The organism is Paenibacillus sp. FSL H3-0302 (genome assembly GCF_037982245.1).
Lineage (GTDB): Bacteria > Bacillota > Bacilli > Paenibacillales > Paenibacillaceae > Paenibacillus_AQ > Paenibacillus_AQ odorifer.
In genome coordinates this window covers 2,340,139-2,366,675 of sequence record NZ_CP150284.1, presented here as the reverse complement: position 1 = coordinate 2,366,675, position 26,537 = coordinate 2,340,139, and the positions used below count along the sequence as shown (strand labels likewise).

25 protein-coding genes and 1 tRNA gene are annotated in these 26,537 nt (G+C 44.4%); 6 read left to right on the top strand and 20 right to left on the bottom strand.

Annotated features, from left to right (window positions below):
- Positions 1-5 precede the first annotated feature (5 nt).
- On the top strand, positions 6-809 hold the full coding sequence (locus MHH50_RS10275) for an MBL fold metallo-hydrolase (protein WP_076125083.1): 804 nt from the start codon (positions 6-8) through the stop codon (positions 807-809).
- A 112-nt stretch (positions 810-921) separates the two neighbouring features.
- On the opposite strand, the gene MHH50_RS10270 is transcribed toward MHH50_RS10275, so the two are convergent.
- From MHH50_RS10270 to rpmG, 10 genes are all read right to left on the bottom strand, one after another.
- Positions 922-1,557: a class I SAM-dependent methyltransferase gene (locus tag MHH50_RS10270; protein WP_076125081.1), complete on the bottom strand. Its 636-nt coding sequence runs from the start codon at positions 1,555-1,557 to the stop codon at positions 922-924.
- 3 nt (positions 1,558-1,560) lie between these two features.
- Positions 1,561-1,926 (bottom strand): hypothetical protein, encoded by a 366-nt coding sequence (locus tag MHH50_RS10265; protein WP_076125079.1) that lies wholly within the window; start codon positions 1,924-1,926, stop codon positions 1,561-1,563.
- Positions 1,927-1,942: 16 nt separating this feature from the next.
- Positions 1,943-2,713 carry a GNAT family N-acetyltransferase gene (locus tag MHH50_RS10260; protein WP_081388288.1) on the bottom strand — a complete coding sequence of 257 codons (771 nt, stop codon included), beginning with the start codon at positions 2,711-2,713 and terminating at the stop codon, positions 1,943-1,945.
- Entirely contained in the window at positions 2,691-3,125 is a 435-nt protein-coding gene (locus MHH50_RS10255) for a DUF6157 family protein (protein ID WP_081383129.1), read from the bottom strand. The genes MHH50_RS10260 and MHH50_RS10255 overlap by 23 nt, the downstream gene beginning before the upstream one ends.
- Positions 3,126-3,274: 149 nt before the next feature.
- Entirely contained in the window at positions 3,275-3,544 is a 270-nt protein-coding gene (rpsN, locus tag MHH50_RS10250; RefSeq protein ID WP_038569786.1) for a 30S ribosomal protein S14, read from the bottom strand.
- 26 nt (positions 3,545-3,570) lie between these two features.
- Positions 3,571-4,629, bottom strand: a complete 1,059-nt coding sequence (locus MHH50_RS10245) for a metal ABC transporter substrate-binding protein (RefSeq protein WP_076125074.1) — start codon at positions 4,627-4,629, stop codon at positions 3,571-3,573.
- Positions 4,619-5,485: a metal ABC transporter permease gene (locus MHH50_RS10240; RefSeq protein ID WP_076125073.1), complete on the bottom strand. Its 867-nt coding sequence runs from the start codon at positions 5,483-5,485 to the stop codon at positions 4,619-4,621. The genes MHH50_RS10245 and MHH50_RS10240 overlap by 11 nt, the downstream gene beginning before the upstream one ends.
- A complete protein-coding gene (locus tag MHH50_RS10235; protein WP_076184339.1) occupies positions 5,431-6,138 on the bottom strand; it encodes a metal ABC transporter ATP-binding protein in 708 nt (235 codons plus the stop codon). Before MHH50_RS10235 ends, MHH50_RS10240 begins: the two co-directional genes overlap by 55 nt.
- A gap of 218 nt (positions 6,139-6,356) precedes the next feature.
- The gene (locus tag MHH50_RS10230; RefSeq protein ID WP_076125069.1) at positions 6,357-7,565 is read right to left on the bottom strand and encodes a GTP-binding protein; all 1,209 of its coding nucleotides are present in this window, start codon (positions 7,563-7,565) and stop codon (positions 6,357-6,359) included.
- A gap of 48 nt (positions 7,566-7,613) precedes the next feature.
- Complete coding sequence (rpmG, locus tag MHH50_RS10225) at positions 7,614-7,763, bottom strand: 50S ribosomal protein L33 (protein WP_076098468.1); 150 nt, start codon at positions 7,761-7,763, stop codon at positions 7,614-7,616.
- Between the two features lie 203 nt (positions 7,764-7,966).
- On the opposite strand from rpmG, the gene MHH50_RS10220 reads away from it, so the two are divergent.
- Genes MHH50_RS10220 through MHH50_RS10210 form a run of 3 tightly spaced genes read left to right on the top strand, consistent with a single transcriptional unit; the run spans position 7,967 to position 10,907 of the window.
- Positions 7,967-8,995: a GTP-binding protein gene (locus MHH50_RS10220; RefSeq protein ID WP_036679372.1), complete on the top strand. Its 1,029-nt coding sequence runs from the start codon at positions 7,967-7,969 to the stop codon at positions 8,993-8,995.
- Positions 8,992-9,981, top strand: coding sequence for a permease (locus tag MHH50_RS10215; RefSeq protein WP_076278626.1), 990 nt, complete (start codon positions 8,992-8,994; stop codon positions 9,979-9,981). The genes MHH50_RS10220 and MHH50_RS10215 overlap by 4 nt, the downstream gene beginning before the upstream one ends.
- A 50-nt stretch (positions 9,982-10,031) precedes the next feature.
- The gene (locus tag MHH50_RS10210; RefSeq protein ID WP_076191309.1) at positions 10,032-10,907 is read left to right on the top strand and encodes a TIGR03943 family protein; all 876 of its coding nucleotides are present in this window, start codon (positions 10,032-10,034) and stop codon (positions 10,905-10,907) included.
- Here MHH50_RS10210 and MHH50_RS10205 read toward each other — a convergent pair.
- From MHH50_RS10205 to MHH50_RS10170, 8 genes are all read right to left on the bottom strand, one after another.
- On the bottom strand, positions 10,900-11,376 hold the full coding sequence (locus MHH50_RS10205; RefSeq protein WP_340034273.1) for a NusG domain II-containing protein: 477 nt from the start codon (positions 11,374-11,376) through the stop codon (positions 10,900-10,902). The genes MHH50_RS10210 and MHH50_RS10205 overlap by 8 nt on opposite strands.
- On the bottom strand, positions 11,373-14,477 hold the full coding sequence (locus MHH50_RS10200; protein WP_076301233.1) for a PAS domain-containing hybrid sensor histidine kinase/response regulator: 3,105 nt from the start codon (positions 14,475-14,477) through the stop codon (positions 11,373-11,375). The genes MHH50_RS10205 and MHH50_RS10200 overlap by 4 nt, the downstream gene beginning before the upstream one ends.
- Before the next feature lie 205 nt (positions 14,478-14,682).
- Positions 14,683-15,240 carry a DUF2812 domain-containing protein gene (locus tag MHH50_RS10195; RefSeq protein WP_076278624.1) on the bottom strand — a complete coding sequence of 186 codons (558 nt, stop codon included), beginning with the start codon at positions 15,238-15,240 and terminating at the stop codon, positions 14,683-14,685.
- Positions 15,237-15,566, bottom strand: coding sequence for a helix-turn-helix transcriptional regulator (locus MHH50_RS10190; RefSeq protein WP_076133666.1), 330 nt, complete (start codon positions 15,564-15,566; stop codon positions 15,237-15,239). Before MHH50_RS10190 ends, MHH50_RS10195 begins: the two co-directional genes overlap by 4 nt.
- Positions 15,567-16,098: 532 nt before the next feature.
- Complete coding sequence (locus MHH50_RS10185; protein ID WP_248549275.1) at positions 16,099-16,512, bottom strand: MarR family transcriptional regulator; 414 nt, start codon at positions 16,510-16,512, stop codon at positions 16,099-16,101.
- 186 nt (positions 16,513-16,698) lie between these two features.
- On the bottom strand, positions 16,699-18,387 hold the full coding sequence (gene lpdA, locus MHH50_RS10180; protein WP_340034272.1) for a dihydrolipoyl dehydrogenase: 1,689 nt from the start codon (positions 18,385-18,387) through the stop codon (positions 16,699-16,701).
- A 57-nt stretch (positions 18,388-18,444) separates the two neighbouring features.
- Entirely contained in the window at positions 18,445-18,885 is a 441-nt protein-coding gene (locus MHH50_RS10175) for an OsmC family protein (RefSeq protein ID WP_076125055.1), read from the bottom strand.
- A 173-nt stretch (positions 18,886-19,058) separates the two neighbouring features.
- Positions 19,059-19,142: transfer RNA gene (locus MHH50_RS10170), tRNA-Leu, on the bottom strand.
- Positions 19,143-19,379: 237 nt separating this feature from the next.
- Here MHH50_RS10170 and MHH50_RS10165 point away from each other — a divergent pair.
- Positions 19,380-20,141, top strand: a complete 762-nt coding sequence (locus MHH50_RS10165) for a methyltransferase domain-containing protein (protein ID WP_076280983.1) — start codon at positions 19,380-19,382, stop codon at positions 20,139-20,141.
- Positions 20,142-20,232: 91 nt separating this feature from the next.
- On the opposite strand, the gene MHH50_RS10160 is transcribed toward MHH50_RS10165, so the two are convergent.
- Complete coding sequence (locus MHH50_RS10160) at positions 20,233-21,411, bottom strand: MFS transporter (RefSeq protein WP_248549329.1); 1,179 nt, start codon at positions 21,409-21,411, stop codon at positions 20,233-20,235.
- A gap of 286 nt (positions 21,412-21,697) precedes the next feature.
- Here MHH50_RS10160 and MHH50_RS10155 point away from each other — a divergent pair, with 286 nt between their 5' ends.
- Positions 21,698-23,413: an ABC transporter ATP-binding protein gene (locus MHH50_RS10155; RefSeq protein WP_076125049.1), complete on the top strand. Its 1,716-nt coding sequence runs from the start codon at positions 21,698-21,700 to the stop codon at positions 23,411-23,413.
- Positions 23,414-23,751: 338 nt separating this feature from the next.
- Here the strand turns inward: MHH50_RS10155 and MHH50_RS10150 are convergent, their stop codons facing one another.
- Entirely contained in the window at positions 23,752-26,067 is a 2,316-nt protein-coding gene (locus tag MHH50_RS10150; protein WP_340034271.1) for an endo-1,4-beta-xylanase, read from the bottom strand.
- Positions 26,068-26,537: the final 470 nt, after the last annotated feature.

The following is a 26,537-nucleotide window of genomic DNA, read 5'->3' as shown; positions in this document are numbered from 1 at the left end:
GCAAGATGAAACTTAACGGAATTCTGTCAAAGGGCTATACCGATACTTGGAAAGTGGCCCCTGGTGTCATTGGACTTCGCACTATGTTTGTAAATGTCGCATTAATTGGCCAGCCCTCTTCGGATTGGGTTCTTGTAGATACTGGTCTTAGCTCATATACAGGCAATATTATTGATTTTGCTACGGAGCATTATGATAAACCTCCGGTGGCAATTATCCTGACGCATGGGCATTTTGACCATATTGGGGGTGTAAAAAGGCTTGTTGAGGAATGGAATGTGCCTGTATATGCTCATCCTCTAGAACTACCTTTTCTGACAGGTAAAGAAGACTACCCTCCAGCCGATCCGGCCGTAGGCGGCGGGCTTATGAGCATGATTTCCCCTTTATTTTCACATCATGGCATTGACCTTGGTTCAGCCGTTCATCCCTTGCCGGAAGACAGGACTGTCCCTGGTGCGAAGGGCTGGGAATGGATCCATACCCCTGGACATAGTCCCGGACATATCTCCCTGTTCAGGCCTGAGGATAGAGTTCTGATCGCAGGTGATACGTTCCTTACGGTCAAACAGGAATCTGTATTTGCAGTGGCTACGCAGCATCAGGTGGTGCATGGCCCACCCTCTTATTTCACGACAGACTGGGAAGCTGCTGAGAAATCGGTCCGTACCCTTGCCTTGCTGAATCCACATCTTGTTCTTTCGGGACATGGAGTACCCATGGAAGGTGAGGAGCTGTCTACTCAGCTTGCTCATTTGTGCAAAAATTTCAAAGAAATGGCGCTACCGGGTCAAGGTAAATTTGTGTAAAAAAGGTACTCCTGATCAGCGCACAGAGGTCTAGGGAAAAAGTCCCTATAATTCATTTGATATAGCCGATTCTACGGATATTCAACGAAATTATAGGGAGTTCCTCCCTAAATTACTTGCTTAGTGCAGATTTACGTGCGACGATATATCTCAGTATGTATTGATGTTTTTTTCCAAGCGGCCCACATAAAGTCTCCACACATGAGCCGGTCGTAATTATTTTCGTACCTGCAAAATGTTGTCTTAAATCTTCTTCACTAAAAAAATGGGCGTATTTTCCCTCTTTGTATTCGTAGGTTCCCGGTTCCAAAAGTGTTCCACAGCCGTTGTTCGCATCCTCATCGGAAAAACTGGTAAAATAGAGCAAGCCATCCGGCCGCAGCTGTTCCAGACAATTAGCTACGAGCCTGCGGCGATCCTCTTCGAGAAATAAATGCAATACGTCATAGCAGTAGACAGCATCAACCTGTACTTCAGAAATAGGATCTAATACAGAACCTGAGATAAAATGGCTCTTGGGATCCCATTCTGCCGCCATCTTTAACGCGTCCTCGCTCAACTCAATGCCTAAGGTCTTAAACTCATCTGAGAACACCTTCGTATTTCTTCCGTATCCCGCACCCGGGACTAAAACTGATTTCACGTTATGTTGCCGGAATATATCCCTTGCTGCCTGAGCTGTAGGACTAGGTTCACTCCCCCAGATCATTCCTTCCTGAGCAAATCTTCGACTCCAGTATTCGGACATAGATTAGACCTTCTTTTTAAATTTATTCGCTAATTTCATCGCAAGGAACTGAGGGATCAGGTTTAGCATACTAAAAAATATAAACGATCCTGTAGGTCCAAGTGGTTTGAAAAACGTCCCGTCCCAACCGCCTTCCCCTGACAAGTTGCTAATAAAATAATAAGAGACAAATGCAGAAGCAATATTCCCAATGACTATAGCAATTATATTATTAGACCATTTTCCCAAAAAAGCTATTAGTGATGTTATGACGATCATCATTAAATAACCAACCATTGAACCATTATTGAAATCTTTATCCATCGCGAAATATACAAATGGAAAACAGTACACAATAATGATCAGGAGATTCAATCCTAATTTTCTCACCGCATCCCCTCCTCAGCTAGTTTTTCACTCTATACCAATACTGATAGATCTCCTTAAAACCCAGCTTGTCATACAAGGCTGAAGCCCCCGTATTCGCTTGCACAACTTGCAGAAAGGAAGTCGTTGCTCCCTTTGCTCTCCCCCAATTAAGCAACGCTAGCAGCAGTTGTTCCGCCATTCTCTTTCTACGATGAGCAGGGGAAGTGACAATATCATACAGACCCAAGTACCCGTTCTGAATCACACCAAGACCGCAGGCGACAGGAACACCATGATTAAACAACAGGACATAACCCTGCTGCAAATGTGATGCAGACAACATTCTAGTTAAGGTTTCCCGGTTCTTATCAGACAAGCCGGTAAGCTCACTGAAGGTGTGCAGCCACTCTTCAGTCAAGCTCTCCTGTATCTGAACCGTATAACGCAGATCGGGGCTCGCTAAGTCCCCCAGATCAAGAAGCCTTACAGATGAAGGCTCGGCAATTGTATAGCCACGCTCTGCAAGAATCTCATCAAGCTTTGGCGGCAGGATGTAGGGGGTTATTTTGAACACGGACTGTAGTCCAGCATGCTCATAATACCGCTCCGCAAGCTTGATTTGTTCTGTGAGTTCAACCTGAGAGCTGTCAGCCCCGTATAATGGATTGACCGAATTGGCCCTTTTTGTATAACCAGCTGCCGAACGTAGAATCCAGCCCTGCAGGAGAACGCTTTGCTCCGCCGGCCAAGTATTAAGTGTGATTTCTTCTATGAATTTATACAGCTTAATCCGCTCCTTTTGAAGCACGTTTGTTACGCATCGCAGGCAGTAATTTCACAGCTCCCTCCCCTTGGGAGGTGAAATAGTCATATTCGGGAGACTCTTTGCCATAGAGAGCTATTTTCCCCTCACCGTTATAATGAACACCCCAACCAAAACGCTTCGGCAACAGTGAAGCCCTTAGACAAGGATGATTTTTGGAAAATAGTTCGTTCCATATTTCTTCCTTACGGGCCAAACGTTCTTCCTGTGGAATTTGTTTATGGCGCACATGAACCTCGTACAGAAGTTCTTCATGATTGTATTTGTAGGGCTCATTGATTAACAGTTCATATTGAATCACATGTGCAGGCGGGAGCGTTCGGCAAGACATCGGAGGAACTCCTATTTCCTCAGGACAGTCCTCTGCTACACGAATAAAAGTATCGGTATAGCTCATTTGCATCACCTCCATCTTAAATAGAAATATATTCCTTCTATGATAAATCATTTTCCTATTCTAAGCATAGCCGAATTTTCTAAAGCCCATGATGGATGAACAGCAAAAACGGCCAATCCTCTAAACTACGGAGGATTAGCCGTTCTCATTTACCAACTCGACTTGGTAATGCCCGGAATCTGACCTTTATGCGCCAATTCGCGGAATACAATTCGGGAAACATTAAATTTCCGCAAATAGCCTCGAGGTCTGCCAGACACTTGGCATCTATTTTTTTGACGAGTTGCGGAGGAATCACGTGGCAGCTTTTGCAAAGCCATATAGTCCCCCTGTTCCTTTAGTTCTTTTCTTTTAACAGCGTATTTGGCGACTAGTGCTTGTCTCTTCAATTCTTTCACAACTTTAGATTTCTTGGCCATGTTCGTTCTCCTTCCATCCTTTAAATCTACTCGTTCAATGCACTCTTCAAGGCTTCCAGGTTCTGACGCATGATTCCTAAATAATCCAGGTTTTGACTGCGATCTTCCTCTGTTAATCCTTCAATTGGGTTTAGAACGGCTGCTTTGGCACCAATCTCTTTTGCTATTGTGTCTGCCACACTGGAGGATACAAGTGTCTCGAAGAAAATCGTCTTCACTTTATGCTCTTTCGCAAACTCCACAATCTTACTCATATTTGCGGCAGAAGGCTCCTGCTCCGGAGATAGTCCGGCAATCGGGACCTGAGTTAATCCATACTGCTTGGCAAGGTATCCAAAAGCCGCATGCTGAGTAATAAAATCCTTGCGTTTAGTATCCTTAAGACCGTCCTTAAATTCTTGATCCAGTTGCTCCAGCTTAGCTACATAAGCATCTGCATTTGTCTTAAAATCCTCGGCATGTTCAGGTGCGGCAGCAGCTAAAGCTGCTTCAATGTTACGCACTTCTTGAATGGCTAATGTAGGATTGAGCCACACATGCGGATCTAATCCACCGTGATCATGCGAATGCTCTTCATGAGCATGCTCTCCTTCTTCATGAACATGTTCCCCTTCTTCATGAACATGCTCCCCTTCTTCATGGTGGTGGTCAGCCTCTTCCTCTTCCGTGCCTTCCATGATGTCCAGACCCTTGCTCGCTTCTACAGTAATTAACGGAGTGCCAGATACACTTTCCAGCACCTGATCTACCCAACCTTCCATTCCTGCGCCATTATAGATCAGCATATCCGCATCTGAGATTTCTGCCATATCTTTTGCTGTCGGTTCCCAATCATGGGGTTCGATTCCTGCTGGTATGAGTGCTTCCACGTCCGCCAGATCTCCTGCCACATTTTTGGTAAACTCGTAAATAGGATAGAAACTGACTTTAATATTTAATTTAGATGACTCCGGAAGGGCTGTAGCTTCTGCGGCTCCAGAAGCATTCGTAGTAGTAGAAGAATTAACAGCATTATTACCGCAACCGGCGGCAATAAGTAACGCGGACAGGGACAAAATGGCTAAATGATGGATTCTAAATTTCATTGAGAGGTGTAACTCCTTTACTGGAAATAGTTTTATGAATTCGCCGACGATTTCTTAGTCGGATCAGCTTCTGTACCAAAATTGCGATTAATAAGAACGATAGCAGTATAAGAGCAATCGTCCCACCAGGCGGTGTATTGATGTAATACGAGGCACTTAGGCCACTAAAAACGCCGAGTAATCCTACGCCGATTGAGATCAATATAGCTGTCGTAAAACCAGACGCTATACGCAAAGCAATCGAAGCTGGCAAAACAATAAGCGCTGAGACTAACAGCACTCCAACAACTGGCATCGCAGCAGCGACTGTCATTCCAGTTAGTACAGCAAACGAAAATGATAACCAGCCCACATGAACTCCACTGATACTAGCGGTCTCTTCATCAAAGGTCAGATTATATAAGGATCTGCGTAACACAATAAAATAGATCAGACCGATTACAGCAACCACAGCGATAATCTTTAGTTGAGTGTCGCTGACCGCAACGATGGAACCAAACAGATAGGAACTGAAGCTTTTACTTAAATTCTGCTTTAAGCTCATAAGTACAACTGCCAATGCTAATCCAGAGGTCATAATAATCGCTACCGGAAGCTCGCTATATGTACGATAAGAACGTCGAAGCTGTTCGATGACAATACCACCGAGAATCGCTACCATGAAGCCACTTAGTGCCGGATTAAGCTGTAGTATTGAGCCTAGTGCTACTCCTGCAAGCGAAACATGAGAGAGGGTATCCGCCATTAGGACCTGACGGCGAAGCATGAGATATACCCCGAGTAGCGGACCGATAATGCCAATTAATCCACCGGCCCAAAATGCACGTTGCATGAATTCGTAACTAAACATTGCCAACCCTCATTCTCCTTTCGTTCCAGGCTGATCAACGTATCCAGATAGGAGCTGGTCTCTTCCAGGCCATGCGTCACCATGATTACGGTCCGGCCGTGTTCACTGACATCATGGCGCATCAGCTTATAGAACCCAATACGACTGTCCAGATCCATCCCCGTAGTAGGTTCATCGAGAACCAATATCTGCGGCTGTTGTGCCAATGCTCGAGCGATGCAAATCCGCTGCTTCTGGCCGCCTGACAGTTCTCCTATCTTCCGGTCTCGCAAATGCCACATCTCCACCTGCTTTAAACTTCGCTCAACGATCTCGTCCTGCTCAGGTGTAAAGCGTCTAAATAATCCAAGCCTTGGATAACAACCCGAGCGAACCAGTTCGATCACCTTACTTGGGAACCCTGCGTTAAAAGAAGCTACCTGCTGTGGAACGTAGCCGATAACCATCTTTCCGTTATCTGATAACTCTTTATTCAACTGAACCGTTCCACTCCATGGACGAAGCAGGCCGAGCATTAGCTTCAGCAGGGTGGTTTTAGCAGCACCATTGGGTCCCGTTATACCAATAAACTGTCCGATATGAATATCTAATGAGATATCATCAAGAACAGGTTCATCCCCATACCCGAACACTACATTCCGCATGGATGATAGGATCATCATGCCTCGCCTCCCTTCTGACTGATATTATGTCCAACCCAGATTAAATCGTAAGTTTTACGATTTAACAAATTTGATAATATCGTAATCATTACGATTTGTAAACCCAAAACTGAAAATTAATCGTAATAATAACTATTAGTCCTTTTTCGAATACAACAAAAATCCGGAATCCCACCTTCTGGATTCCGGATTTCCACCGTTAATTTACTAACTATCTATTCCTCAGCAGCCGCAAGGAGTTCTTCAACAGGCCACGGAAGTGGATTGTTGAACTTTGTCCAATCCTGCTTCAGCTCCTCCGCTGTCAGCAGACATCTGTCCAATCTGGCTTCGAGTTGTGCCTGATCTATATTTACACCGATAAATACGATTTCATTTATTCTATCGCCCCACTGCTCGTCCCATTTTGCCCGCAGCTCAGGTTCGCTTTCCAGCACCTCCAGCTGCTGATCCTTAGGCATTGTAGCCAACCAGTAACCAGCAGGTCCGAACTGAATGGAAGGTCCTGCCTGACTTACAGTAGCTGCAAGATCACCTTTTGCCGCTACCCATGCCACCCCTTTTGCCCGAACGACCTCTTCCGGCCAGTTGCTAAAGAAAAAACTTAATCTTTGCGGGTGGAACGGTGTTCTCCGGCGATAGACGAAAGAAGAAATCCCGTATTCCTCCGTCTCAGGGGTATGGGTCTCTTTATTCAGCTCGGCGATCCAACCAGAGGATAAGCTTGTTTTCTCAAAATCAAACAATCCGGTATTTAGAATTTCCTTTGGATCTACTACGCCGTTAATTGTACGGATCAGCTTAGCAGACGGCTGAAGCTTACGCAGCACAGCTTCAAGCTTATTGAGTTCATCTTCTTTCAACAGATCGCACTTATTAAGCAGCAAGACATCACAAGTTTCGATCTGATCAATAAGCAGATCCACAATATCGCGGAAATCCCCTTCTCCAGCCGTTTGGTTGCGGTCCATCAGACTATCACCTGAGGAGAAGTCATGCCAGAAACGCCCAGCATCCACAACAGTCACCATCGTGTCTAATTGAGCAAGCGAAGTCAGATCAATATCCAACTCGGGATTGGCATAGGTAAAGGTCTGTGCTACTGGTACAGGTTCGCTAATGCCTGAGGATTCAATCAGGATGTAATCAAATCGCCCTTCCGCAGCCAGTTTTTGTACTTCGACAATCAAATCATCACGAAGTGTACAACAGATGCAACCATTGGACATCTCAACCAATTTCTCTTCAGTCCTGGAAAGCGTATTTCCGGACTTCACCAGATTCGCATCCACATTCACTTCACTCATGTCATTTACAATAACAGCTACTTTAAGACCGTCACGGTTGTGCAGAATATGATTCAACAATGTTGTTTTCCCAGAGCCCAAATATCCACTGAGCACGGTAACAGGGAGCTTTTTCAACTATACCACTCCTATCGTTTATAAAATCAAGATTAAAAACATCCGCCCTTAACGGGTTTCGCGATGTAAGGTTACTCTCTTTAGGCGTGGACAATATTTTTTCATTTCCATACGCCCTGGATGATTTCGTTTATTCTTGGTAGTGGTATAGTTGCGATCTCCTGTCTCCGTACATGCCAGAGTAATGATTACTCTCATCATTTCCATCTCCTTTTGATTAAATCGTAATAATTACGATTAACACATCGTACACGGTTTATTCACAATCTGTCAACTATGATCTTGTAAAAATTTCAACTCTCTTAATTTTGTGGTCTTTCTGGTGGACAAATTACGTATAGATGGAATTATAAAAAATATGATTCTTGTAATTCCTAGAGAATCAGGCAGGAGTGGAGATCATGAAGATACCAGTAATTATTTTGAGCGGGTTTCTGGGGAGCGGGAAGACAACTCTGCTGTTGTCCCTGCTGAAAGAGAGCAAGGTAAGAGGGCTGAATCCAGGAGTAGTAATGAATGAACTGGGCAAACGAGATGTGGACGGGTATATTTTGCAGGAGCATACCGGTACAGCTGTAACTAAACTGCTGGACGGATGCGTATGTTGTAGCCGTAAAGAGGATTTGGCAGATAGCCTGATGGTGCTGCTGAGAGGACGTCCAGATGCCATTTATATGGAGTTGACCGGCGTCGCCGATCCTGAAGAAATCGCCAAAACGTTGCAGGAAACTCCTCTACAGGATCTGGTGGAGCTGCACTATACCATCACTCTGTTAGATGCGGAAAATGCTCTGGAATATAACAGCAGACTCTCCTCTGACAAACAGCTCGTTCGGACCCTGCGTAAGCAGCTTTCCACAGCTGATCTTATTGTCGTTAATAAAAGTGATCTCGTAGAACCGGAAACCTTATGGCGAATTGAAAAGGGAGTTCGTAAACAAAATACGGAGGCTGAAATTGTGTACACCCATTACAGTGAAATCAACCTGTCTCCGATATTGTCAGGAATTATCCCACGTAAAATCATAGCTCCGGCTCCGCAGCGAGCGCCTCAAACCTTCAAAGGAGCATCATTGAAACAAATGCATTCAGAGCATGGGGGAACCGCTGTAAAAGAGCTGCATGAGGAGCAGCATGCTTCTTTCTCGCAGGTAACAGCCATCACGTTAACCATTCCGCAGGTAAGGACAACAATGCCTTCTAAAGAACGCCTAGAGGCTTTCTTTCAAGAATGGGGTGACAACCTATTACGTGCCAAGGGGCATATTCTTTTGTCCGAACAGGAGCCGGTTCAGCTTGTTCAATATGCGGGGATGCGTACTACCTGGGAAGCCTCTCGTTATCCTGGTATGCCTTATGTAGTGTTCATCGGGATGAATATAGATGAAGAACAGCTGGCAGATCGGTGGTCCGCCTTATTCGAGTTTTGACTACCTTTTCACCATTAAAAACACTGCCGTTGCTCCTCCCGATCTCGTTCCTGATTATCATTGGTTTTGTATGGCTGCCGTATCATCTGGAACTGTTGGATAATGCGTACATCGACACCTTCAAAACCGCTTTTATCGGCATATTGCTGGAAGCCTTGCCGTTTGTATTAGCAGGAGCATTGTTATCTTCACTGCTTCGCGTCTTTATCCCGGATGAAATGATTTCCCGGTGGATTCCGCGGCGACCTCTTCCGGCCATTCTGTTCGCATGTCTGCTCGGAATTATTTTCCCGGTCTGCGAATGTGGAATGATCCCACTCGTCCGCCGGCTTATCCATAAAGGTATGCCTGTTTACGTGGCTATCGTCTTTATTTTGTCCGGACCGATCCTAAATCCTGTCGTCTATGGGGCAACCATGACAGCATTTCGCAGCCACTCGGAGCTGGCCTATGCCCGTATGGGTCTGGCGTTTGTTGTAGCCTGTCTCATAGGCTTGATAATCTACGCAACGGTCAAAAAATCTCCCATCCGCCTAAATGTTCAGCGTGAAACGGGGGAAGCTCATCAGAATAATTCTCGCGGGGGAAAAATAGCCGCTGTCTTCGTCCATACCTCAGATGAGTTTTTTGAGATGGGGAAATATTTAATGATCGGCTGCTTGTTAACCGCTGGTATTCAGACATTTATGGTTCAAGACAGTCTGGCCGCGATCGGAGCTAAGCCGCTGGGGTCATATTTCTTCATGATGGGACTGGCATTTGTGCTCTCGCTCTGCTCCACCTCAGATGCCTTTGTAGCTTCCACCTTCGTACATTCTTTTCCATCTGGGGCTCTGCTCGCTTTTATGGTATTCGGACCCATGCTGGATTTCAAAAATTCATTGATGTTGCTCTCACTGTTTAAGACCAAATTCGCTCTTTATTTGTTCTTTCTGATCTTCGCAAGCGTGTTTGTTGGGGCGGTATTCATGTCCTTGTGGCTGTAATTCATAGAGGTGGTAAGCTGTTGCTTACAACATGGGTAGGAGGATAGAGCATGAATGACTCTCGTAGCATCCGGTTTCACTATTTGTTAAGGGCGGTCATTCTGCTCGCTTTCGCCCTCTATATCGGGCATCTGGTACAGCAGGACGCTTTGCATTATTATGTAGCTCCTAAACTGGCACGCTGGGTTCAATTATGCCCAATCCCGCTGACACTTATGGCGCTCAGTCTGACCATACAGGCTTTATTTGGCAAAGGTAGTGTTCTCTGTGACTGCGAGCATCGGCTCCCACATTCTTTTTTCAAAAGTACAGCGCTATATGGATTATTCCTTTTTCCACTGCTGCTCGGATTTCTTCTTCCTGATCGCGCATTGGGAAGTATGGCTGCTGCTAAAAAAGGAATCTCCCTATCCTCCTTGCCCACTGAAGCTAAAAATTCCGCGAGATTCGAGTCCATTGATCCTTACCATGAAGAGCTTACTGAGCTGGCCAAGATCCTTTATGCACAACCTGTGGTCCCAGTTTATTCGGCGATTTTCTCCGAAACTTTAGGTGCGCTTGAGCTGTACAAACAACAATTTGCAGGCAAAGAAATTACTATTTCCGGCTTTTTATATCGTGATCAAGGTGAACATTCAGAGAATTCTTTTGCCATAGGTAGATTTCTGGTCCAATGCTGTACTGCCGATGCTACACCTTTTGGGATATTAGTGGATTCCGGCAAGCTAAAAAGCCTGCCTACCGATACCTGGATAGAGGTCCGGGGCAAGCTTCAAGTTGTTCCCTATAAAGGTCAAGAAATTATGCAAATTAGTGCAGAGTCTATTACACCTATCAAACAACCCGTAACACCTTACATCTACACCAGTCCTGACTCTATCACCGCATGGAAGGAGCTAGAAGGCTCAACTAAGATTACTAAATAATCGCATCTAGCTCATCCTCAGACTTATTAGGATTAAATACTTCTACCATAATACGAGCTGGAATACAGATAATTTGCTGTTTGGGTCTTGAGATGAACCCCATTTCCAAAGCAATTCTTAAGGGAGCATCAGAATAGGTCATTTGGATTCCATAATCAAACACCTTTAGCGTATTGTGGCCGAATTTCGTTTGAATATCTATAATTTGTTCTTCTTTAGTCAAAGAAACGGTTTTGTACTCTTGACCGTCCACCGTAATTATAGCTTTCAAATCCCCTTGCTGATACTGCTCATTGCTGCTGTCCCACCACTTCATGCCATAAATCAAGCCCGCAGCTAACAAGGCTATCACAATAATTAAAATATCCCCGCGCTTCATTGTTAGCAAGATAAGAATCCTTTCATGACAAATAATATACGTAATGATTACGATTAATATCAATATATTAATCATAACCTTATTTGTCAATGATGCTCACCTAAACGAATTTGGGCAGACCACTCTCTTAATACCCGGTCGAGCTCTTTTATCGAGATGGGTTTAGAAATGAAATCCTGCATTCCAGCACTAAGACACATCATCTTATCTTCATCTCTGGCAAAGGCTGTAGCCGCAATGATGATTGGATTCAGCCCAAGCTTCTCACGTATGATTCCTGTTGCTTCTATTCCATCCATAATAGGCATCTGAATATCCATAAATACCAGATCATAATGATTGGAAAGCACAGCCCGAACTGCTTCCTCACCATTTAAGGCGATGTCAGGAACATATCCCCTCTTTTTCAGATACGCCTGCATAAGCTGCTGATTCACAGGATGATCTTCAGCAATAAGAATGGACATCGGTCCATATTCACCGGTAGTTAACTCTTTAACAGTGGATTTATCATTTCTGACCAAATCCGTTGAGGCGTTGACGGTCAATTTCTGATCCCATTCCTCTTTGGGTAGAGAGACCTCCACTGTAAAATAAAACTCCGAGCCTTCATCCTCACAGCTATTGACACCGATAGATCCGCCAAGAAGCTCGGCCAGCTTTTTACTAATGGCAAGTCCAAGCCCTGTTCCGCCATATTTACGATTGATCGACGGATGCAATTGCGAGAAGGATTGAAATAATAGACCTTGGCTGGAAACTGGAATCCCCAACCCAGTATCTTTTACGACAAATTTCACGATAAGATTTCCGGATGCCTCTGAGGCTTCTAGCATAACAGAGATACTGATTTCACCTGTCTCCGTAAATTTCACTGCGTTCCCAACCAGATTTACGAGAATTTGACGCAATCTCGCCCCATCAGTCATGATGACGGCTGGAAGCTCAGGAGATAACTCGCTAGTAAGTAAAAGCCCTTTTTCCTTTACCTTCGGATAAAACAGTTCACAAACGTTCTGTATCACTTCATGCAAATCCACCATTTGCAGTTCAAGCGTCATCATGCCTGCTTCAATTTTGCTGAAATCCAGCACTTCATTCAGAATATGAAGCAATGCCTCTCCGCTTTTGTTAATGATCTGTGTGTAGTAGCTTTGCTCTTCATCCAGCTCCGTCCCCGATAAAAGATCAGCCATCCCAATAATACCGTTCATAGGCGTACGCAGCTCATGGCTCATGATCGCTAGGAACTCCGATTTTGCCCGGTCGGCTTCCTCGGCAGACTCCTTCGCCCGCACAATCTCCTTTTCCTCCGTGATATCACGAAAGACGACAACCGCCCCAATCCGTTCATCACCATCAAACAGTGGGGTCATTCGATATCTGACTAAAAAGCTTGAACCATCCTGCCTCCAAAACACACCCTCCCTATCTTCAATAGTGAGATTATTGGAGCGCGAAGGAAGCAGCGTCTTCTGAATTCCTGTAAAAGACTCGTTATCCAGCCAGGTTTGGTGAATCGCATGAAATTTGCTGTTTCCCCACTCAGTAGGATCGAAACCCAACATAGTAATGGCTGCTGGATTAATGAACATCGTGTTGCCTTCAAGGTTCATCCCAAATATGCCCTCAGAGACCGAATTCAAGATCAGCGCATACTCGTTACTTAATTTCTGTATTTCTTCAAAATGACGCGTACGTTCCCCAATGTCGCGGGTTACACAGACAAGCTCCTGATTCCCGCAGGTCTCAGAGTAAATATACCGCAGTGTCGTTTCTGTCCAAATACAGGTTCCGTCTTTGCAAATAAACCGGAGAATAACAGGCTCAAGCTTCTTCCCCTCCATACAATTGCTGAGATATGAAGTTAATTTGATTCTGTCCTCCGGATGTATGTAATCAATCCCTCTAGTTCCGCACATTTCTTCTGGTGCATAGCCAAACATAGTCTGGCAGATGGGTGAGGCATACAGATAGGTAAAGCTCCCGTCCGCTGCATTACGTGAAATGAAGTCCATAGAATTTTCTGAGATCAGACGATAGTTCTGCTCACTTTCCCGCAGTTGTTCTTCCATTCGTTGACGTTCGGTGACATCCTGGGCTATCCCGCTGATCTGCAGCAGTCTTCCTTCTTCATCCGTAATCACTTCCCAGTGCGCATCCAGATATTTCAGCTCTCCATCCGCACTATGAATACGGACCGTTACTTCGCCATTAGTCCCATTCTCCATGGATTGATGTACTAACCGTTCAAGCCTGATGAAATCGTCAGGATCAATGCAAGCAAAAACACGTCTGTAATCAAAATAAGAATGATTGCTCTCATCTTCCAAAAAGCCAAAAATATTACGCATCTCTCTGGAAACCGTCAGCCGTGATTTTGTCATGTCCCATTCCCAGGATCCCATCTTCGCAAGGTGTTGCGCTTTAGCCAGCATATCCTCGTATTTCTTGCGCTGAGTAATATCGCGACCAATGGTTAATATCTGTTTAACGTTCCCCTGCTCATCACGTACCACTTGGGAAGAACTCTCTATCCACAAATAATGTCCATCTTTATGACGGGCTCTACGAGTAAATACGTCCGTATCGGAATATATCTTACCTTGTTCAATCATCTCTAGAGCATCATCTACGTGATAATACTCGGGTCTTTTGGTACCTATCATTTCTTGTGCAGAATAACCTAATAGCAGCTCCACTGAGGGAGATACGTAGTGCAGTGTCCCGTCAGGATCGCCAAAAGAAATCATATCCGGTGTATTTTTCGTAATCAAATTATATAACTGCTCATCTTCATGAATCTTTTGTTCAGCAAGTTTTCGGTCAGTGATATCCGTTAACTCAGAAATCAGGACATAGGGTTCACTGGAATTCTCCTGATAGATTAAAAATATATGTTGGGCTACCCAGATGATTTCTCCATCCTTACGCAAGAACCGCCGTTCTTTCTCCAATGCAGTCCCAGGCTCAGCTAGCAAATCGTTCAGGATAACGGAATGATCGTTATTAGTTTTATCTTCCGGATACACAAGATCCAGATAATTTATATTCAAAAGATCTTCTTCTGCATAACCAAACATTTGGCATAGCGCAGGATTCGATTGTAATAACGTCCCATCCTTTGGAGAGACTACCGCAATCCCGATAGAAGACCGTAAGTATAGCTGTTTAAAAAGAAAATCAGACACCTGTAAGCCTCCTCTTTTGAAAATGGGGGACTATATTAACAAACTTGTAATAATTTCAGTATACCTTTTTTTCGGTAAATAAGCTTGATAGTTGAGTCCTAAATGATAGACTGGTAACTTTCGCAGTAAAACTCCGCAAAAATAAACAGCAAGTCTCCCTCTGAAAAGGAAACTTGCCGTGTGTGCATGTTACAACTCTAAAGTCCTATTCTATTATCAAATTTTCCAGCTGAAGCTTCTTAATTTTCTTCCGGATAGGTGCACCAATAATTAAAAAAACAAGACCTAACAAAATCAACATTCCGCCCATTATTACGTTTACCATGCTGAGATTCTGTGATGAAAAAGAATAATTTATTACACCAATCATCACATTAAATAGGCCTAAAATCAACTCTAACCACATTACAGATTTCCATAACCTGTTGATTCGCTTATAGTGTTTTATTCTGGATTCCAGATCTGTGTAAATATCAAACGGACCTTCCACTGACTTCTTTCTAAGGTAAACCCAGCGCATGTAAGTACTCACACAATCTATACCGTTTTCCTCTAAAAACTTGATATATTTGATGCTATCCGGATGATCCGGCAAGTTATCTAAAAGCTCAATTCTATACGTGTACTCATTATTGGGGGTCTCTGTAAACACATATTTGCACCAAGATAATTCTGATAGAGCCATCCCCTTCGCAGACATTTCATTAAGCCACTGTTCTTCCTTCTCATAATCCCAAATCAGCTTGCGAACCACATGTTTCATTTGGACTCACCTCCAGCTATTCTCTTACCATTGGCTATCAATTCTTCCAGACGGATGATCTCTCCCTGAATCACTGACTTTCCTAAGCCGGTAATTTCGTATTCTTTTCTACGAGAACCTTGCTCCCCTTCCACTGCTTTTATCCAGCCTTTTTCCAGTAAAGTGTTAAGTGCTCCGTATAAAGTGCCCGCGCCCAGATCAACCCGACCGTTACTTAAGTCCTTCACATTCTGCATAATTGCGTATCCGTGCATTGCTGTATATAGAGACAATAAGATATAAAATACAGCTTCAGTTAATGCGCCTCTTTCTGTGCTTTCAGGCATCATTTCATCCCCATTCTATTACTGTTGTCGATATATCGGCTTCCGTAATACCATTATTACGGAAGCCGATATAATTGTCAATACAAAAACACCCATTTTTTCATCGCAGCGATTATGAGCGCAACAAAAAAAACGCCTAGCACTTAGCTAGGACGGATTTGTTGGGGGCTACTCAGCAGCTAGATACTCCCACCGTGGCACCTATTCCTTCCTCATTATGAAGTATCGGACTGAGATGCCGCTATTTCCGAAAAATAGCGTGTTTCAGCTTACATTCGGACTCAGATGCAGCTATTCGTCTCCAAACACTCGCTTTTCACACGATTCCTTAGCAATAAGCGCTATGCAGTCCGAAACCTCTGTAAAATGTGCCAAAAATCAATAATAACGGCCATACGGTCCGTTAGCAGACACTGTTCGTACATATACTAAAACTACAAAAGTCTATACAAAAAATAGGCCAGATAAGATATGTAAAAAAAAAGGAACATACCCAACCTGACCTATTCTTTATTTTGTTCTGCATAGTTTTTTATGGTCTCTCTTTTGAGGCATTTTCAACCATGACACCTAATACATTTTTAAAAGTTTGAAGATCCTGTTCGGAAATATTGGTGATCGTATCATCTTTAAACTTTTCGGCAACCGGCAGTAAATCGAGATAGATCTGTACTCCCTTATCTGACAATTCCAACTGCTTGACTCGCTTATCCGCATGGGTGCCAGAGCGATGCAAGAAACCCTCAGATTCTAATTTTTGAAGCAGCCTGACTACGCTGGGCTCTTTTATAGACATTTTATCTGCTAGTTCTCTCTGGGTAATGGATTCACTGGTATAGATGTAATACATCGCAATCCATTGGCTCCGGGTCATATTATACGGCCGAAATTCCTTTTCCAAGGCTTCCGCGAATATTTTTGCACTACGGTTTGCAATAAAGGCCATACAGTCATCTAAATTAAACACTGTTTACACCAACCAATCCCAACTGTTTTATCTTAAAATAATCAACTCTTTTCTAATTTATTATAGCAAAATATATTAAGGAAGCTGAACATACTTTTCAAGTGATCACATAGTTCATTTATTTAGGCTGCAGCAGGATCCGTCTCCTGAGATACATAGAACAACTTATCCTTGATGCAACGCCCCAATTCCTAAACCGAATGCAGCTTCATGAATTACTTCCCCAGTAGTTGGATGGGCAAAGATTGTCTGTGTAATCTGTTGTTCCGTAAGCCCATTGGCAATCGCAAGTGTAAGACTACTAATCAGAGAAGACGCATCGGGACCAATGATAGACCCTCCCACAATCTGTCCGGAGCCATTAGCTTTGATTAATTTGATAAAACCTTCCGGTTCATTCATTGTCAATGCTTTTCCGTTACTTGCAAAAGATACCTTACTCACACGATAGTCCAGCCCATTCTCCTTACATTCATCTTCCAACAGCCCGGCGCTGGCAATCTCTGGAGAGGTGAAAATTACATTCGGTACCGCGGAATAATGCATATCTTGGGATTCACCGAGTAAGGTGTTTACAGCCGTAATGCCCTGATGTGAAGCAACATGAGCAAGCTGAATAATGTTAGTTACATCGCCAATCGCATACACATTCTCTACATTCGTACGCATTTGTTTATCAACGGCAATACCTTTACCACGTTCATTTAGTTGAATACCTGCTTTTTCGATATCCAGACCCTCTAGGTTAGGCTCGCGTCCAATAGCGACCAATACTTTTTCACTAACTAGCAGATGCTCACCCTCACTATTCTCATAGGTTACAATCGCCTGACCATCATCCGCACGTTGGATTTTGGAAACTTTGGAGTTGGTATGAATATGAATCCCAGCCCGCTGAGCTAAACACATAATTTCTACCGAAATATCACTGTCCAGCATCGTAAGCAGACGGTCCATAAATTCTACAACATGAACTTCAACTCCTAGGTTACGGTAAATGAAGGCGAATTCCATGCCGATAACCCCGCCACCGATGATAGTTATTACCTTTGGTAACTCTTCGCAGGCGAGCGCTTCAGTACTGTTCATTACAAATGGCAGATCAATTCCTGGGATGTTCACCTTGGAAATCCTCGAGCCTGTTGCCACAATGATATTTTTTGCTGAAATACGGTAACTATTTTCGCCGGTTACCTTCACTTCATGCGCCGATAGGAACGAAGCGTGGCCGCGAACAACCTGAACACCGTTTTTTTCCATTAAATAACCAACGCCGGAGACCAATTTCTCTTTGACTTCATTTTTACGACGAATAACCTGCTTCATATCCACTTGAAGATCAGATCCTGTTGTTATACCAAACAAAGAGGAGTTTTTTATTTCATGACAGATTTCAGATGATTTGACTAAAGATTTTGTAGGGATACAGCCAACATTTAAGCAGGTACCTCCTAATTCTTCTTTCTCAATCATCGCTACCTGAAGTCCTTTTTTTGCTGCATAAATAGCGGCAACGTAACCTCCTGGTCCTGCTCCAATGATAAGCAAGTCAGGGTTTATAGCATGAGTTTGTTGCACGGCGACTGCAGGTTGTGGGACAGATGATTGGACCGGAGCCTCCACCTGGATCGGATTTACTTCAAATAAGACTTGATTTGAGGCAATCTCGCTCCCCTCTTCAAATAATATATTGATAATAATCCCCTCTTCTGCCGCTTCAATCGATCTGTTGCCTTTTCCAGTTTCAATCTGTACCAAGGTATCTCCTGCAGATATCTTGTCTCCGATATTTACATTTATCTTGCCTGCTTTCCCCTTTTTACCACCTGGAATCATAGACATTTTTATTTCCATCGTTATGCTCCTCATATCCTTGAGGGGACTCATAAAGAGCCCCCTCAAGCGAATGTATTAGTGAATGACTACGCCTGCTTTTACCAGCTTCACACCGTTAGCAAGACAATCTCCAACAGGACATGTCTTCTCGATAAAGTCAGCAAAAGCATCTGCCTTTTCTTGGCTTTCGTTGGTTTTAAAATGCATAACAAAACGAATTTCTTGGAAACCATTTCTCACATCTGCAAGACCCATGAAACCATCCGGATCTAAGTCTCCTTCAAGTTCAACATAAAATTCTTCGAAGCTAAAATCGTTAGCGTCTGCAAAAGCACTAGCGACAATGGACTGACATGCACCAAAGGCACACAATAACGCCTCGACGGGATTCAAACCAACATCGGTCCCCCCCAAATCCTCTGGTTCGTCCATAATAATCTTAAAACCTCTAGAATTGGTTTCAACTTGCATTCCATTAGGCAGTTTTTTAGCTGTCGCTTTAAAAGTAGTTAACATATGTATTACCTCCTCCTTAAGATTGTGAAAATAATAACATAGTAATCGGTGAATATCAATACTTAGCTAAGTAAGTATTTTTTCGAAGAAGAACTCGAACCTGATTCAATAAAAAAAACAGGTTTCCAATCTACCTGAATAGGTAAATCAGAAACCTGTTTTTGTTGATAGGATGCGGTCAAGAGGACTCGAACCTCCACGATATTGCTACCACTGGCACCTGAAGCCAGCGCGTCTGCCAATTCCGCCATGACCGCATATTATGTAACTGGCGACCAAAACCGCCTGTACATAATACTATACTCCCTCTGCACTTAAAACGCAAGGTTTTTGTGTTATTGAAATAGGCTTCATATAAACTCATAGGCACAACCAATCAATATTATTCAGTTTATATATTTCTATTATAAAGCCTCCTATGGTACAACATAGATAAAGTAAGGCGCTATGACGGAGATGTCGGAATAATCGATCAATAGAAAGGATGAATACTTATGAACCAGCAGTGGAATACCCAAACCTATGATACTGATATGGCCTTTGTGTCTCAGTTTGGAGAATCATTGATTGAGCTGCTTCACCCACAGCCAGGCGAACAGATTATCGATTGGGGCTGTGGAACCGGGGATTTGGCGGCAGCCATTGCTGCTAGGGGCGCCACTGTGACAGGTATTGATGCCTCTGCCGAAATGATTCAGACAGCCCGTGACAAACATCCCCATCTAAGCTTTGTCTTAGCTGATGGGCAAACTTATGTCGCGGAACAGCCAGTCGATGCTGTGTTCAGCAACGCTGCCCTTCACTGGCTAACAGACGCAAACGGAGCGGCGGCGTCCATCGTGGCCAGCCTGCGGGTAGGCGGCCGTTTCGTGGCCGAGTTCGGTGGACTGGGTAATATTGCTTCCATCGTCGCTGGCCTTCCACAAGCTTTTGCAGCCATTGGCTGTAGTCATAAGCTGCATTTGCCCTGGTACTTTCCAAGCGTTGGCGAGTATGCAACTCTACTAGAGAAGCACGGACTGACCGTGGACCTCGCTCTTTGTTTTGACCGGCCAACACCACTGGAAGGCTTGGAGCAAGGATTTCAGCGGTGGCTGAATACTTTTGCCGATGGAATCTTAAGTGTGCTCACACCCACCGAACGCGCAGAAGTTCTCTCTTCTATGGAACAGAAATTGAAACCCAAGCTATATCAGGACGGCCGCTGGGTAATGGATTATCGCAGAATCCGGATTGTTGCTTACAAACGAAGCTAGAATAGATAAGAAATACTTCTCATGTTCAATAGCCAAAAAAAGAGTGCACTGGCGCTTAACACGCGCTAGCACACTCTTTTTACACGGGATCCTATTTTCTATCTCCAACGTACCGATCACTGCCAGCGCCAAGTCCCACAACCATCAAGAGCACACTTGCACCCAGCAGTAAAATCAATGGCACCGTCCAGCTGTTCGTTACATCATGCAGCCAGCCGAATAATGCCGGTCCCATTGCTGCCAGTACATAACCCACAGATTGGGCCATTCCTGACAGCTCCGCCGCTTCTTGCGTGCTTCTTGTTCTTAGACTGAAGAACATCATCGCAAGACCGAAGGCAAATCCTCCGGCAATACCAAAGCATACCGCCCAGACAGCCATTAAAGCGCCGCTGCCTTGCCAGATGCCACCTAATGCGATGAAATAAAGAACAGCAGTGATTATAACTAGAATACGTTGGTTCTTCATCCGGCCTGCCCACAGCGGTACGAAGAAAGTAAAGGGTAGCTGTGCCAATTGCATGAGCGAGAGAAACCAACCCGCATTACTCGACGACATTCCCCGTTCACCGAGAAGAACCGAAAACCAGGCAATAAAGACGTAATAAAGCAGTGACTGTAAGCCCATAAAGATCGTGACTTTCCAAGCAAGAGATGAACGCCACATATTTTTGCTTGAGGCTGCACTCTTAGAGCCGGTTCCTTGATTAAGCTTACGCATTTGCGGAATCCAGAACACTGTTGCTAGAGCTGCGATCATAAACCAGATGGCCAAGGTCCCTCTCCAACCGAATCCAGCATTCGTTGCCAGCGGTACACTAATTCCTGAGGCAATAGCTGCGCATAAATTCATAGAAACCGTGTAGATACCTGTCATTAGCCCGATTTTGTGAGGAAACTTCCCCTTAATAAGACCTGGAAGCAGTACATTACACACGGCAATAGATAATCCAAGTATAGCAGTACCTGTGAACAACAGACCTGCTCCAGATCCCGAGCGAATTAGAATCCCCATAGCCAGCATGACCATGGCAACTAATAACACATTAGCTAAACCAAAACGGCGGGCCAGCTTTGGAGCAAACGGGGACAAGATGGCAAAAGCCAATAATGGTAAAGTAGTAATAGCTCCTGCTAGAGTATTGGATAAGCCGAGGTCATCCTGAATCAATTGTATTAATGGACCCACAGAAGTAAATGGAGCCCGCAGCGCTGCAGCGATAAAAATAATTCCCAGCACAAGTAACCAGCGATCATACTTGCTGTCCATTAAGCTATTATTCTGAATGTGTCCTTCGCTTTGTGAAGCTTTCATCGTGTATCCTCCTAAATTACAAACAAATAACCCCGCCAAGCACAGAGCTTGTCAAGGATTTGAAATATTTTAAACACTATGAACCATCATCTACTATTCTATTAGAAGTTACAACCCTTAAGTAATTTTATACCCGAATTATTGACAAAACCGCTGACCATCTTTAGTATCCATATCATCGGGTAGTTGAGAATCAATTTCATTTGAACTCATATTTAAACCACAGAAAAGAGTGAACAGAATGCTTCGAAGGTTTTTTTCCTACTATCGTCCGTATAGAAAATTATTTATATTGGATTTCTCCTGCGCTGTTTTTGCGGGACTGCTAGAACTGGCTTTTCCGGTAGCCGTCAATAAATTTATTGATGATTTGCTTCCTGGTCAAGATTGGCCGCTTATTCTTATCGCTTGTGTTGCGCTGCTGGCGATTTACGCCTTAAATACGGTGATGCAGTATATTGTCACTTACTGGGGTCATATGCTGGGCATAAATATCGAAACTGATATGCGCAAAAAAATGTTTGACCATATTCAGAAACTATCGTTCCGATTCTTTGATAATAATAAAACAGGCCATCTAATCGGAAGAATCACCAATGACTTAAATGATATCGGCGAAGTGGCGCATCACGGTCCTGAGGATGTATTTATTGCAATCATGACCCTTGTCGGAGCCTTTCTCCTAATGGCTGATATTAATCTGAAGCTGGCGATTATTACTTTTATTATCGTTCCAATTATGGCTTGGGTAATCATCTACTTCGGCCGCAATATGACTTCAACTTATCGCCAGCTATTTGGAAATGTAGGCAGTTTCAATGCCCGTATCGAAGATAATGTCGGCGGGATTCGGGTCGTGCAATCTTTTGCCAATGAGCAGCATGAACAAGAGCTATTCGCAGTAGACAATCAAATGTTCCGCAAAACAAAACTTATGGCTTATAAAATCATGGCTAGAAGCTTGTCCGTCAGCTATATGATGACCCGCCTCATTACCATCCTGGTGATGATCTGCGGCGCATGGTTCTTCATCAATGGTGAGCTGCAAATCGGTGAATTTGTGGCGTTTATCTTGTTGTCGAATATCTTCTTCCGTCCTATCGAGAAAATCAATGCCGTGATCGAAAGTTATCCTAAAGGAATTGCCGGCTTCAGACGTTATCTGGAGATCATTGACACGGAACCTGACATCAGTGACAAACCGGATGCCGTGGAGATTAACGCTTTGCGCGGTGATATTACATTCCAGGATGTATCTTTTGGATACGAAGAGAATCGTCCGGTTCTGCAAAATATAAGCCTTAACGTAAAGGCTGGCGAAACCATTGCCTTTGTTGGGCCGTCCGGCGCAGGCAAAACAACAATCTGCAGCCTGCTTCCGCGCTTCTATGATGTCACAGCCGGGGCCATCACGATTGATGGCATCGATATCCGTGACATGAAGCTGGAATCGCTGCGCAAACAAATCGGGATCGTGCAGCAGGATGTTTTCCTGTTCTCCGGGACAATTCGCGAGAATATCGCCTATGGGAAACTGGATGCAAAGCTGCCTGAAATCTGGGAAGCTGCGCGACGTGCTCATCTGGAGGAGCTCATTCAGAATCTGCCAGATGGAATGGAGACAGTCATCGGGGAGCGCGGTGTGAAATTGTCCGGTGGACAAAAGCAGCGCCTGGCTATCGCTCGCATGTTCCTCAAGAATCCGCCGATTCTGATTCTGGATGAAGCTACTTCCGCGCTGGACACAGAGACCGAAGCCGCGATTCAGCAATCCCTGGCTGATCTGTCCGTAGGCAGAACCACACTCGTCATCGCTCACCGTTTGACGACGATCAAAAATGCCGACCGGATTATGGTCGTGAATGAAGAAGGAATCGCTGAACAAGGCAGACATGAAGAATTAGTCCATGCTGGTGGAATTTACAGCCGTCTGCATCAGGCACAATATAACTTTTAAAAAGTAATTTGCCACAGCTGGGCAAAAATGAAGCAAGCCTAGTCACCATGTTTTTGGCGACTAGGCTTACTTTTTCACGTAACTCCTCTGTTTGCAGCAAACGTGATGCTTGATTAAGGAATTCCTCCCTGATTTTCTTTGGTTTATTGCTCTAACCCTTGCAATCAGGGAAAACCTCCCGCAATTCACCCCAATTTGCTCTTAATAGTGGAATTCAGGCAATATTTAGGAAGGATTTCCCTGAAAAGCTAAGTAACCAGCAAAAATTAGCTATTTTCAGGGAGGTTTTCCCTAAAAATTAAAAACGGCACAATTAAAGCTCAGTTCCCCTAGTTTCGCTATTGCGGCTCTGTTCCCCATACCAGCACTCCGTTCCGATAAAGGGTCACCTTGTTCCAATCCGCATAAGCGGTCTGAAGTGAATTAAACGAATAATCATTGGCCTCGTTAAAATTGCTCCAATCTGTCTTGTGTATCCGGGTCTGAATATCCCCGGAAGTTCCTCCAGCGGCAAGCATGCCCGCACCTGCGTTGAATTTCACTTCCAAATAGTAATCCGCTCCCGTTCGAGGCGTGTCCAGCTTTACAAAACTGCCTGCTACCTTGCTGTTGCCGATCTGGGCATAATCGCAGAAAAAGGATTGCGGCTTGTCTCCATCGATCGTATACCAGTAACGGATGCTCAGCTCGCTAAGATCGACTGCAGTTGTGCCGTTATTTTTAATATTAAAATAGGGCTTCATCTGGTTGTCATTTGGGTTAGTATCCGCTGTCCGATACGCCACTGCAAGCCCGGTGACCGGTTCGACAGGCCCCGAGTCTTGCGGTGTAGCCATCGCTTGTACAGAATTGCTGCTCGTACCCGCACTATTGACAGCATTCACAACATAATAATAAGTCGTTCCGTTGCTAACCGCCGCATCGCTATAGCTCGTCCCGGTAGCCGTAGTCAGAGTGGTATAAGGGCCACCACTCGTAAGTGACCGTTTCACCGTATAGGAAGTTGCGCCCGCCGAGTTGCTCCAGCTAAGATTCACGAGCCCATTGCCTGCAGCTGCATTCAAGTTAGCAGGAGCTGCTGGAACTACGGGAGCTGCCACTGTCTCCAATACAGACCAGTAGGCTAGCTTAGATTGGAGGCGCTCATCAAATAATAAAGGCCAATTGTTACGGGCTACCGGATAAGTGCGCAACCAAGTATTACTGTCATCCTTCCCCCAGAGAGTGACATTCGTGACCGTATCCGTGTGCCGCAGGAAGATCTCAAATAATGATTTGTATAAAGCCGCTTGGCGCTGCTTCAAATTATCAGGGAAGATCTCATAGGCTTGAGAATTATCAGAATACACACTAATATCCAGCTCAGTAATATGGGTTTCCAGCCCTAAAGCCTTGAATTTGATAATCGAATTCTCGATTTCAGAGAGCGATGGATAATACAAGCTGATGTGCGTTTGATGCCCTACTCCGTCAATAGGAACCCCTTTGGCCTGAAGTCGTACAATCAGATTGTATAGCGCCTGGCTTTTGGCTGGCTCATGCGTATTGTAATCATTGATGAACAGTTTTGCATTAGGATCAGCTTCATGAGCGAACTGGAACGCCTTCTCAATATACTCTTCACCCGCGATCTGGTACCATAGGCTGCGGCGCATGCCATCCGATTGTGAAGTGTCAATCACTTCGTTGACGACATCCCAAGCATAGATTTCACCTTTATAACGTTCCATAACAGTCTTAATATGACTCTTCATTCGCTCATATAACACCGTTTTGGAGACCAAATTACCGCTGACGTCACGGAACACCCAATCCGGTGTCTGCGAATGCCAGACTAGGGTATGTCCACGTACCTGCTGTCCATTTGCGGTGGCAAAAGCTACTGCCGTGTCAGCTTCAGCGAAATTAAACACACCTTCCTGCGGCTCCGTGCTGTCCCATTTCAGAACATTTCCTGGCGTCACACTATCAAAATGCTTGGCCAACAATTGCCGATCCGGAGCTGTCAGCAGCTCACTATTCGTAAACGCCGAGCCGATCAGAAATTTGTTTGCAAACACATCCTTCAGCGAAGGAATCGCATCCTCGATGACAATTGGACCGAGATCGGGTAGCTTTTCCAATCGAAAATCATCCAAATAAAAAGAAGTTGTCGCGCTAGCCGGCACTTCAAAATAAATAGAAAGTTGATCTGCCGGCTCCAATAGCTTGTACTGCGCCTGAAGCTTCACCCAACCGTTCGCTGTCACTGCACCAAAGGTCAAATTGTCATAATGAATGGTAGAAGGTAATGTCCGCTGCAGTGACATATAGATATTCGCGTTAGATGATCCGGCAGGCAGCTTCACCCATCCAATAAACACATAAGTTTGTCCTACTTCCAGCTGGCTAGTCACATCCAGTGAAGGTCCATGCCACGTTTTTGTTCGGCCGCTTACCTCCAGGCCATATGTGCCGCTGCGTGCCGCATCTGTTTTAGCTGTAAGCACCTCAACTTCCCCACGCCCACTCCAGCCTTGAACAGTGCCATCTTCAAAATCACTTTGCTGAATAAGCGTGTTCTCCGCATGTGCGGGTGCAGCCCAATACACAGGTACAAGCAAACATAAAACCAAAACAAAATTAAGCGCTTTCAAAAAAGTTCCTTTTTTCATCGCTTCGATTCTCCCTTCTGAATTAGGTTCGAACCTTATGGCTTCGTTTCTTCCTGTTCCCCGATACCGCTCGGGCCACACCACCTTCCTCATAAAAAAAATCAGAGCCTATCCTCAGGAGGAACCAAGCTAGGCAGGTCATCCGTGAAGTATGGGCTCTATATCGCCATAATATCACATTTGTTTCCATTTATGGAACGAAAATAAATTATTTTCGATCTTATTTTACTTAAGCTGAACGGATCTGCGTTATCAGCTCCATTTAGCGCCGAAAAAACCCAAGAGACGACACCATTATGGTGTTGTTCCTTGGATTACATAACATGCTGACTGAATGTACGGGAATTTTACCGTACAATTCGGCGTTTCCAGCAGGATCAGCGCATTGTACGGGAGTTCTACCGTACATTTCGGCGTTTCCAGCAGGATCAGCGCATTGTACGGGAGTTCTACCGTTCATTTCGCAACTT